At 62.9% G+C, this 10162-nt stretch carries 8 protein-coding genes and 2 pseudogenes; 7 read left to right on the forward strand and 3 right to left on the reverse strand.

The window, feature by feature from the left end; genetic code table 11:
• The 4 genes and pseudogenes from DBR22_RS03410 to DBR22_RS03425 form a co-directional block, all read left to right on the forward strand.
• Positions 1-327: pseudogene (locus DBR22_RS03410) on the forward strand (C4-dicarboxylate transporter DctA); the annotation flags it as partial.
• Between the two features lies 1 nt (position 328).
• Positions 329-1483, forward strand: coding sequence for a glycerate kinase (locus DBR22_RS03415; protein ID WP_108597790.1), 1155 nt, complete (start codon positions 329-331; stop codon positions 1481-1483).
• A 201-nt stretch (positions 1484-1684) separates the two neighbouring features.
• Complete coding sequence (gene pyk, locus DBR22_RS03420) at positions 1685-3175, forward strand: pyruvate kinase (protein WP_108597791.1); 1491 nt, start codon at positions 1685-1687, stop codon at positions 3173-3175.
• Positions 3176-3545: 370 nt separating this feature from the next.
• Positions 3546-4031: a DUF2306 domain-containing protein gene (locus DBR22_RS03425; RefSeq protein WP_108597792.1), complete on the forward strand. Its 486-nt coding sequence runs from the start codon at positions 3546-3548 to the stop codon at positions 4029-4031.
• A gap of 115 nt (positions 4032-4146) precedes the next feature.
• Here the strand turns inward: DBR22_RS03425 and DBR22_RS25200 are convergent, their stop codons facing one another.
• The 3 genes from DBR22_RS25200 to DBR22_RS03440 form a co-directional block, all read right to left on the reverse strand.
• A complete protein-coding gene (locus tag DBR22_RS25200; protein ID WP_108597793.1) occupies positions 4147-4713 on the reverse strand; it encodes an RNA polymerase sigma factor in 567 nt (188 codons plus the stop codon).
• A complete protein-coding gene (locus DBR22_RS03435; protein WP_108597794.1) occupies positions 4668-5435 on the reverse strand; it encodes a hypothetical protein in 768 nt (255 codons plus the stop codon). The genes DBR22_RS25200 and DBR22_RS03435 overlap by 46 nt, the downstream gene beginning before the upstream one ends.
• Before the next feature lie 103 nt (positions 5436-5538).
• Positions 5539-6003, reverse strand: a complete 465-nt coding sequence (locus DBR22_RS03440; RefSeq protein ID WP_146187365.1) for a hypothetical protein — start codon at positions 6001-6003, stop codon at positions 5539-5541.
• Between the two features lie 480 nt (positions 6004-6483).
• On the opposite strand from DBR22_RS03440, the gene DBR22_RS03445 reads away from it, so the two are divergent.
• From DBR22_RS03445 to dprA, 3 genes and pseudogenes are all read left to right on the forward strand, one after another.
• Positions 6484-7497 carry a lytic transglycosylase gene (locus tag DBR22_RS03445; protein ID WP_181365007.1) on the forward strand — a complete coding sequence of 338 codons (1014 nt, stop codon included), beginning with the start codon at positions 6484-6486 and terminating at the stop codon, positions 7495-7497.
• Positions 7498-8028: 531 nt separating this feature from the next.
• Positions 8029-8624, forward strand: a pseudogene (locus DBR22_RS03450) (recombinase family protein).
• Positions 8625-9003: 379 nt separating this feature from the next.
• Positions 9004-9912: a DNA-processing protein DprA gene (gene dprA / locus DBR22_RS03455; RefSeq protein WP_108597797.1), complete on the forward strand. Its 909-nt coding sequence runs from the start codon at positions 9004-9006 to the stop codon at positions 9910-9912.
• Positions 9913-10162: the final 250 nt, after the last annotated feature.

Raw genomic sequence — 10162 nt, forward strand, 5'->3', positions numbered from 1 at the left:
GGCATCATGCTCATCTTCGGCATCGACAAGTTCATGTCCGAATGCCGGGCCCTGGTGAACTTCACCGGCAACGCTGTCGCCACCCTCTTTATCGCCTGGTGGGACCGCACCCTGGACGCCGACCGGGCCCGCCGCGTGTTCAAGGGCGAAATCGTCGAACCCATGCCATCCGAGGACCCCATTCACCTCGATGAGGTGACCGACATCGACGAAGACTTGGCCGAGTATGGTCACCACGTCCCCAAAGAAGCTGGCCCCAAGCACGTCGGCGGGGACGTCGAGCCATCTAAAGACGACCGCCGCGCCGCCTACTCGGAAACCGTCTGACATGAACAACACAACCGCCCCGAAAACCGTTCGTGCCCTCATCGCACCTGACAAATTCAAAGGCAGCCTTACCGCCGGGGAAGTAGCGAAGGCCCTCGCGTCAGGGCTCCGCTCCGCGACCGGCTCCGGGACCGGGAAGGTCCAATGCGAACTGCTACCCCTGGCGGACGGCGGTGACGGCAGCGTCGATGCCGCCGTCACCTCCGGCTTCACCCGCCACAGCCATACCGTCGCCGGCCCCACCGGCCAGCCGGTGCAGGCAAGCATCGCGTTCGACGGCGTCACGGCGGTTGTGGAGGTAGCGAACACCTGCGGACTCGCACAGCTCCCAGACGGAAAGCTCGAACCACTGGACGCCTCCAGCCGCGGTTTCGGCGAGGCTGCCCGGTTCGCCCTCAGCCTCAACCCGGCCCGGATCATCCTGGCCCTGGGCGGCAGCGCCAGCACCGACGGCGGGATGGGCATGCTCACCGCTCTGGGCTTCCGCTTCCTTGATGCCGCCGGGCGTCCACTGCAGGGCAGCGGACGGGACCTCGGACAGATCGCTTCCGTAACGGGAAACCCGCTTCCCGAACTCGCGGACATCGAACTCGTACTCGCAAGCGATGTCCACAACCCCCTCCGCGGCCCAGACGGCGCCCCTACCGTATTCGGTCCGCAGAAGGGCGCCTCACCCGAGGATGTTGCCGCCCTCGATTCCGGCCTGAACAACCTGGTGGCCAGGCTCGCCGAAGCAGGGTTCGCCGATGCCACCGCCTTGGCAGAACATGAAGGTGCGGGCAGCGCAGGCGGCCTCGGCTATGCCTGCCTCCTTCTCGGGGCGCGGCAGGTCTCGGGTGCGGACTACTTCCTGGACCTGCTGGATTTCAACACCCGTAAGGATAACTGCGACGTGGTCATCACCGGCGAAGGCAGTATTGACGAACAGACGCTAGCCGGAAAACTTCCCGCCGCCGTCGCCCGCCGCTCCGGAGAACGCCCCATCATCGCTGTCGCCGGACGTTCCCTCCTCCCCCAAAAGCGGTGGTCGGAAATGGCACTGACACGCGTTTACACCCTGGCCGAATATACCGACCAAGACTCGTCCAAAGATCCCAAGCTCTCCGCCGCCCTGCTGCAGCGGATCGGGAAAGACATCGGAACAAGCCTCCTCTAGCAAAGTCATCACCCGCTGCAGGAAGAAATAAGCCCGCCCGGGATACCCGGGCGGGCTTATTTCTGGAACCGCACCTGTAGTAATTCTTCCCCGTGGCGCAACTCCCCGTCCCGGGCAACCTTCCCGCCAATCGGGCGCCCCACCCGTCAAAGAGCCACCGACAGTACGTCAATCCACTTAAGAGAAAACAAGGGTAGGTATATGAGACGCGCAAAAATTGTGGCTACGTTCGGCCCGGCAATTGCCAGCTATGAAAACACCCTCGCGGTGCTGGAAGCCGGTGTTGACGTTGCCCGTATGAACATGAGCCACGGCGACTACACCGTGCACGACAACACCTACGAAAACGTCCGGAAGGCAGCCGCCGATCTCGACAAGCCGGTGGCCATCATGGCCGACCTGCAGGGACCGAAGATCCGCCTGGGCCGGTTCGTTGACGGCCCGCACGCCCTCGCCGTCGGTGACACCTTCACCATCACCACCGAGGACGTTCCCGGCACCAAGGACATCGCCTCCACCACGCTGAAGAGCCTCACCGAGGACGTCAACGTGGGGGACGCGCTGCTGATCGACGACGGCAAGGTGGCCCTGCGTGCCACGGCCGTCGACGACGTCAAGGTGGTCGCCGAGGTGACCGTGGGCGGCATGGTCTCCAACAACAAGGGCATCAACCTGCCCGGTGTGGCTGTCAACGTCCCCGCGCTGAGCGAAAAGGATGAGGACGACCTCCGCTGGGCCATGCGCCGCGGTGTTGACCTGGTGGCACTGTCCTTCGTACGCGACGCCTCGGACATCACGCGCGTCCACGAGATCATGGATGAAGAAGGCCGCCGAGTGCCGGTGATCGCCAAGATCGAAAAGCCGCAGGCTGTGGAGCAGCTGCCCGAGATCATCGACGCGTTCGACGCCATCATGGTGGCCCGTGGCGACCTTGGTGTGGAGCTTCCGCTGGAGGAAGTGCCGATCGTGCAGAAGCGCGCCATCGAGCTGGCCCGCCGCTGGGCCAAGCCGGTCATCGTGGCAACCCAGGTCCTGGAATCCATGATCGACAACCCGCGCCCCACCCGTGCCGAGGCCTCCGACTGCGCCAACGCTGTGCTTGATGGTGCTGACGCCGTAATGCTTTCGGGTGAGACCAGCGTGGGCAAGTACCCGATCGAGACCGTCAAGGTCATGGCCCGGATCATCGAATCCACTGAGGTCCACGGCCTGGAGCGCGTCCCCCCGCTGGGCACCAAGCCCAAGACCCGCGGCGGCGCCATCACCCGTGCCGCCGTCGAAATCGCCGACCAGCTGGACGCCAAGTACATCTGCGCGTTCACCCAGTCCGGCGACTCCGCACGCCGCCTGTCGCGCCTGCGCCCGATCGAGCCGGTCTTCGCGTTCACCCCCGTGGAGCAGGTCTGGAACCAGCTGGCGCTGACCTGGGGCATCCAGCCGGTGCTGGTGCAGATGGTGGACCACACTGACGCGATGACCGCGCAGGTTGACCGCAGCCTTATGGAGATGGGACTGGTCGAAGACGGAGACCTGGTGGTCATCGCCGCCGGTTCCCCTCCCGGAAAGGCCGGTTCCACGAACTCGCTGAAGGTGCACAAGGTGGGCGACCTTGCCGACTCCACCCGCGCCGGTGAAGTCACCAGCAACAAGGAAAAGCTCGGCCCCTGGCCGGAAAAGAAGAAGAAGGCCTGAGCTGCAATAGGGCCATTGCCCGTCAGGGCATACCCCATCGACGCTCTGTTCTAGTGCGCTGCAGCGTCGGAGCCGGCGCCCGCTTGTCTTCGGAAACGAGTCTAGAAAAAAAGCAGCTTTCCGAGGCCGGATCAGGTTTGCCTTTGCGTTGTTCCGGGCAACCGCGGAATAGCGCGGGGAGAGCTGCCTCGGGAGGTCGTCGCCGACGTGCCCTGCCTCTCCACTGTGGGCGGACTTTCCGGGGGACCGTCTTCTAACCCTAGCGATTTGAGGCACCTGGGTTATGAGACATATCAGTTGTAAATAATGGGACGGGTTTCGACTGCGCATAAGGGGATCCCCCTGCGCACGGTCCGCTAGGCTCCGGACTATGCCTTCCTCCTGGACCGTTTTGATCTCACTTCACGCAATCGCCGCCAGCTACTCTCTGATCTTTGGCGCCGTGAACCTGTTGCGTCGGACCAAAGGCGGCAGCGTTCATCGCATCGTGGGCCGGATCTGGGCTGTTTCGATGTATGTCGTGGTGCTGACCTCGTTCGGTATCAGAACCATCGACGGTGGGTTCAATTGGCTCCACGCACTCTCAGTACTGACGTTCTGCACACTGACAGCGGGACTGTGGGCCATCTGGAAGCGAAACATCAAAGCCCACCGCAGTTTCATGACCGGCAGCTACTTCGGCCTGCTCGGCGCCTTTGTCGGCGTTCTGGCAGTGCCCTCGCGCCGCATTCCGCAGCTCGCCATCCACGAGCTCCCGCTTCTGGGGCTATTGATCCTGATCCTGATGGGCACAACCGCACTCACTGTCATCGGCATCGCCCAGCTCTGCAAGACCCACACGGTTCCCGGTTCCTAGTCCCCGGCCATATATCCGCGGCCGGGGCCTATGACATGGTCTTGCCCGTAAGCCGATCCTTCACCGGAAGCACGTGAACTCTTCCCACTAGGGCGGTGCATGCTGGTGGAGGTCCTTAGCCGACCTGTTTCTCCATGCTCGCTCTTAGGTGTTTCCGGGCTCGTGAGTAGCGAGTCCTGGCAGCCGTTGCCGACAGCCCGAGCAGCGCACCGGCCTCGGTTACACCGAAGCCATCCCAAACGATCAACATGACCAGCTCACGGTCCTTCTGGCGGAGACCAGCGAGGGACGTAAGCACTTCATAGTCGCCTTGCTGTCCAGGGCTGGGCTCACGCATTAGCCCGGCTCGGAGCTTTTCGGACAGCGCGCCCCGACGGACCTTGCCTCGTCGATAGTTGGCCAACACACCCTTAGCCACACCGAAGCTCCACGCCCGTTGCTCGTCAGCGCTGGCCGGGAGCCGGTCTCGTTGGCGCCAGAGCACCAGGAGAGTTTCGGACACGCAATCCGCGGCGTCCTCCACAGGGTCAACACGGCGTACGAAATATCCCAGCAACGCAGGAGCCAAAGCACGGGCACTGTCCTCGAAAGCAGCATCTGTGTTGGTTGTTGTCGAGGTTTCAAGAGGGGCCGGCGTCACTGCTCCAGCCCTTTGATGAGGCTCTGGCAGCCGAGGCGCCACTGATCTTCTTCCACTTGGGCGGCGTTCCCTGACTCAGCGGCGGAAACGGTCTGGGTCATGCGTTCCACGACCCCGCCGCCGTCCGTGGCGACAGTGGCCGGCCACGTCAATGACTGGCGCAGTACTGTGACTGCTTCCGATTGGGCCTGAGCGTTTCCTTGCTGGTGTTGGTCCAGCCACTCCTTTTGCCAGATGCATCGAACGATGTTTTCGTAACGGGCCGTTGGAGCGATGTCTTGGGTGATGATGCCATCACCCTGACCGTTGGCTCGGTACATGTCTGCTTCCTTGGAAGCGGAGGTGTTCTTCAACAGTGCTTCGTCATACCCCGACGGGAGCGGCAGCGACGCGTATTTAGTCTTGGTGAAATCGGCGTAATCAGAGGCGAGCGGGTTGATCCATTCCGAGTTCGGAATGGCCTCATTCCGAACCTGACCCTCACCGGTAGAGGTTGGAACCGGCGGCGGGTTCTCCACATCCTCCGCGAAGAACCCCATGAAATTCGCGACCGCGGGCGCCGCCACGCTGACACCGCCCAGACAAGCTACACCAGCAAGCAGAAACGCAATCCACCTGTGGTGCCTCCCCTTATACGAGGCCTTTCCGGCTACGCCCATGCCCCTCAGCTCGCCCACCAGACCCTCAGTGATCTCCGGTGTGATGGCCCACTGATTTGCCGGATCGGCCCGCCGGAGTGCCGCATCAAGTTGATCGTCGTTCACGATTCCCCCAACAACCTCTACTGACGTCTGTCACCCACTCATGTCCGGCACACGGACCAACGTGGCATCAGAAGAAAGAAAGTTCCTAATTGCTGCAACACGGCTAGTCATTTAGGGGCGGGATCACGACGTCGTCAGCTCCGCAGCTCAGCACAAGGTCACTGCTTTGGCCCGCAAGCTTGCAGTCTTTGGCGTCCAAGCCCTCTGTTGCGGTCTTCCACCTCACGCTCCGCTGCCAGAGCAACCAGGACTCTTGCGAATACGCGGAAAAGGACTGTCGGTCGAAGCCTGATTGTTCGACAATGGCGCTCTCGCCGGTTTTGGACCACGCCTGGGCGTATGTGGCGGAGATGGAGTTCAGTCCCATACCAACGAAGTAGAGGAGCCACGGCAGAGCCGCTGCAATGCTGGCCAACACAGCCAAAGCAGCGGTCAGCCTGCGAAGCCAGACGCGGGAAATCCGCCTGACCAGCGGCGGAAGCAGCAGAACCAGCGCTGCCAGGGCGGCGACGCCGCTGAGGAGATGGCCGCTGAGAATGAGCGCCCACTCCGGGATTATGAAATACACGAGAAGTTCAGGCCCTGCGTCCATAGCCCAGACAGCGGAGGCAAAAGCAGAGACGCCCAGCAGCGCGGATAGAAGTGCGAAAATCGTGCCCCACCGCAAGCGTCTAAGGGAAGTTGAGGCGTCTGCTCCAACCACATTCGCAGAAACCCCCGGACCAGCGGAATCTGGCAGCGCACGGCCCAAATCTTCACGCATCAACCATCTCCCCACATCGCTATCCAACCACGGTTCCTACTCACTCGCGGACCGCCGCCTTGTCTTGAACCCCTTGGTATAGGAGAAGTTTCACTGGCCCTGTCTTGCGAGCACTCGCTGACCAACACGGCGGCGTTTAGCATCACACCTGTTCGGAAAATGACCGCGGGCTCACGGTTCATCCACTAGGCTCGCTTTTGGTCCGTTGTGGGCCTTGACTCGGCTACGCCGGATTTATTGGGGGGCACATTCATGATGGGAACTGGCAGTACATCTAAGAGGGCGATGGGCCTGCCCCTGGTTGGGCCAGCGCTGGTTGTTGTGCTGTCGCTGGGACTGGCCGGGTGCACTAACGAGGGTGCTCCAAGCGGGGCGGAACCGGCTGCCGTCAAGACCACCCACACAGCAGTTGCGTCTTCCGCCGCAAAGCTGGCCTTGGCTGGCGAAACCGTGCGGGACTCGTTTGGCAACGTGGACTTCTACATCACCGTTCCAGGCGACACCCTCTTGGCCGTCGCAACGGCGTACAAGCTATCCGAGGCGAAGGTCGCTGGATTCAACGGACTCCAGCCCGGAGCTCCCCTCACTCCGGGCATACGGCTGCGGCTAATCCCGGAGGGTCCCATGCCGGGCGCCAGCGGTGCTGCCATTTTTGACGCAAACGGCATTCCAACGGCCTACACAGTAGAGCCCGAGGACAGCTTGGCCGGCATCACCTACCGGTTCAATCTGACCGATGAGCAATTGGCGGAAGCAAACAAGGTCGCGTTCACTTACGAGAAGGGCAACGTCTTCTTTATCCGGGCCGGCAACCACATCCAGCTCCAGAAAAACCCTGTTGATAGCAGATCCGGCTCGGGCGCTTCGGTCAACAACTCTTTCGGCCAGACCATCTTCTACACCACAGTCGACGGCGACTCATTCGACAGCCTCGGATACAAATTCCGGTGCACCACGGACCAGTTGCTGCGGTGGAACACGACCCTTACAGCAGATCAGCCTATCTCCGCGGGGACCAAGGTAAGACTCATGCCCGGTGAAGTCCCGATCGATGGCGCCCACGGCACTTTCACCACCGACGCCGACGGGATTCCACTGACCTACATCACAGCGCCCGGGGACACAGAGCGCCAGATCGCTTTCCGCTTCGGGATTCCGGAGATCGCGGATCTATCATCGGCGAACCGCCCGCTCACCGGCACCGGCCGGGTCTGGTACGCCTTCTCAGACCTGTCAGCTGGAGAACTGGCCCCCGGCCAGACCATCAGCCTCAACCTGACGAAACCAATCAACGAATGATCCTCGGAGAGTCTCGCCGCGCCACAATATGAAGTCAGTTTGAAGGGAGAGGGATCGCACGGCGTCTGGTTTAGGTCACCGACGAGCCCAGGGCATAGGCAAGTTTCGCCAGGACCTAGTGCGGGCGGAACTCCTGCGCGAGTTCAGGTAGGTGAGGATGCGCCGAACGTTACGCCTCAAATTGTCTCGAAACCCTTGGGATACGAGACGTCTCACCGAGGGAATCGAGGTTTGACCTGCACAGACGCATATTTTCTGCGGGAACTTGGACGCACGATGGCAGGGGCGATTCCCGTAACTATGTCTCATAACCTCTAAGCAAAAATCGAGTACTCATCGTTAGTTATGAGACAGGTGAGCGGCGTCGCCTAGAGTCTTGAAAAACAACAGCTTTTCGAGACATGCCATCAGGCTCCTCTGGAGCCCGAGCGAGTAGCGGAAACACCGACCTGTCCGCGTCCCGTAAAGCCGTCTCACTGCAATTCGTCTCGGTGCGGGCATGGTCGGGGCTTTTCGAGTCAGAATTGCTTTGTGAGGCTACTGGGTTATACGGGTGAGTACTTCAGGCCAGGACGCCCAGCTCCAGCTGGACGCGCTGGTTGCCGCTGGTGTGCAGAAACGTGACGTCTTTGCGGACGTGACCTCCGGTAGCAAGACGGCGATGGAGCGGCCCGGTATGAAAAGGCTCCTCGAGTACGCCGAGGAAGGTGACACCGTTGTGGTGTGGCGCGTCGACCGGCTGGGCCTGTCGCTGATCGACGTGCTGAACACGGTGGCCTTGCTGCGCGGCCGCGGTGTTCAGGTCCGGTCCATCTCCGATGGCATTGACCCGGCAACCTCGACTGGTCGGCTGATGTTGAACATGCTTGCAACCCTTGCCGAGTATGAGCGCGAGCTCATCGTCGAGCGGGTCAATGCCGGCATCTCCGCAGCACGACAAAAACGGCACGCGCTTCGGCCGGCCGGTATCCGACCCGGCCGTCATCGCGGACAAACTCGCGATCGCCCAGGACGCCCGTGCGAAGGGACGCACCGCTGAAGACGCCGCCCGTCTCGTTGGCAGGAGCCGCGCAACGCTTTACCGCCACCAGCAAGCCCGTGCCGCACGCGAGAGCACCACAACGTAGCCCGGCAACCACGCGCTGCCTGATGACTCCGGTCTCCGGCCTCGCTTAGCTGGCGCCCTGGTCTACTGCTCGGTCCTCGCTTCGCTCGGGCTGTAGAAGCGTTTTTCTGTTTTTTGCTGCTGTCCTTCGGATCGTACGTGCCCGCTCCACCGGCTCAACCGTCCTGCGGACGGCTGCGCAGCCGATGCCTTGTGTCGGCGCTTCGCTTATTTCCTCCCACAATCCATCCGCTGCTTGCCCTGCGGGTTGCCCCGGTTCCGTCGGGCACAGCTACGCGTTGCTTCGCCAGCAGGCAAAAAACGCCCGGGGGAGAGGGGAAGCTGGCCGGTCACCAAAGCCGCCCCACCCGCCGGATCCTCAGCAAAGGACGAGAGAAACTATGAACGATCGCATTGCACGCGCAGCCCTGACCCGTTTGTTCGAACCTCATGACCTCGTGGGGCGGGCTCTGGTGGCCAAGTATGGTGCCGCCGATGCGCTGAAGATTGCCACGGGCGCCCTTCCCGCCACTCCGTTCTGGGACGTCACCGCCGACGCATTGGGAGAGAGTCTGCGCCGCTGGGCGCGGCGGACCCCGGACCTGCACCCCGAAAACGACCTGGCGACTATTGAACGCCTAGGTGGCGGATTCCTCACTCCGGACGATGAGCTGTGGCCGGTAGGGCTGAATGATCTTCCGGCCGCACCGTGGGGGCTCTGGTATCGCGGCGTCATCGGGGACGGAATCCCTGCCCCGTCCAAATGCGTTGCCCTGACCGGCTCGCGGGACTGCACGACCTATGGCGCATCCGTTACCGGGGACATGGCCTATCGGCTGGCCGGACGTGGGCTCTGCATTATCTCCGGCCTGGCCTATGGCATCGACGCGCACGCGCACCGGGCCGCGCTGGCAGGGACCCGCGGCGATGGAGCGGCCACCATCGCCGTCCTGGCCGGCGGCCTTGACCGCGACTACCCGTCCGGAAACGCGGACCTCGCAGCCGCAATCCGTGCCAACGGACTCACTGTCTCAGAGTTGCCCCCAGGAACGGCACCAACCCGGCACAGGTTCCTCCAGAGGAACCGCATCATCGCAGCCCTCGCTGGTGTCACCTGCGTGGTGGAAGCCCGCTGGCGCTCCGGTGCCCTGAACACCGCGCACCACGCCGAAGCCATCGCCCGGCACGTCGCCGCCGTCCCGGGCAGCATCCACAGCGCCAACTCAACAGGATGCCACCGTCTCCTCAAAGAAGGCGGTGCGGTGCTTGTTACCGACCCCGAGGACGTGACCGAACTGCTCGCCAGCTAAACGGCAACGAGGTGGCCGGCCTCCGCGGTCGGTCACCTCGGGCGGTCCGCCGTCGTGGCTGGTTCGCGTCTTGGGTCCGCGCGGCGGACCGCCACCGCCCCAGGACAAAGCTGGGAACCAAGCGGCGCGGCCCGCCTCCCGCGGCACGAAGCCAAGGTGAATCGCGGGTGCTGGTGGAGGGTTCGCGGGGCTCACCAAGGAACGGGCGTCCGCTGGCGCGGCCGGCTGTTGGGTCCAGGGCGCGCCGTCG

It is taken from the genome of Arthrobacter sp. HMWF013 (assembly GCF_003061105.1).
In the GTDB taxonomy this organism is placed as follows: Bacteria; Actinomycetota; Actinomycetes; order Actinomycetales; family Micrococcaceae; genus Arthrobacter.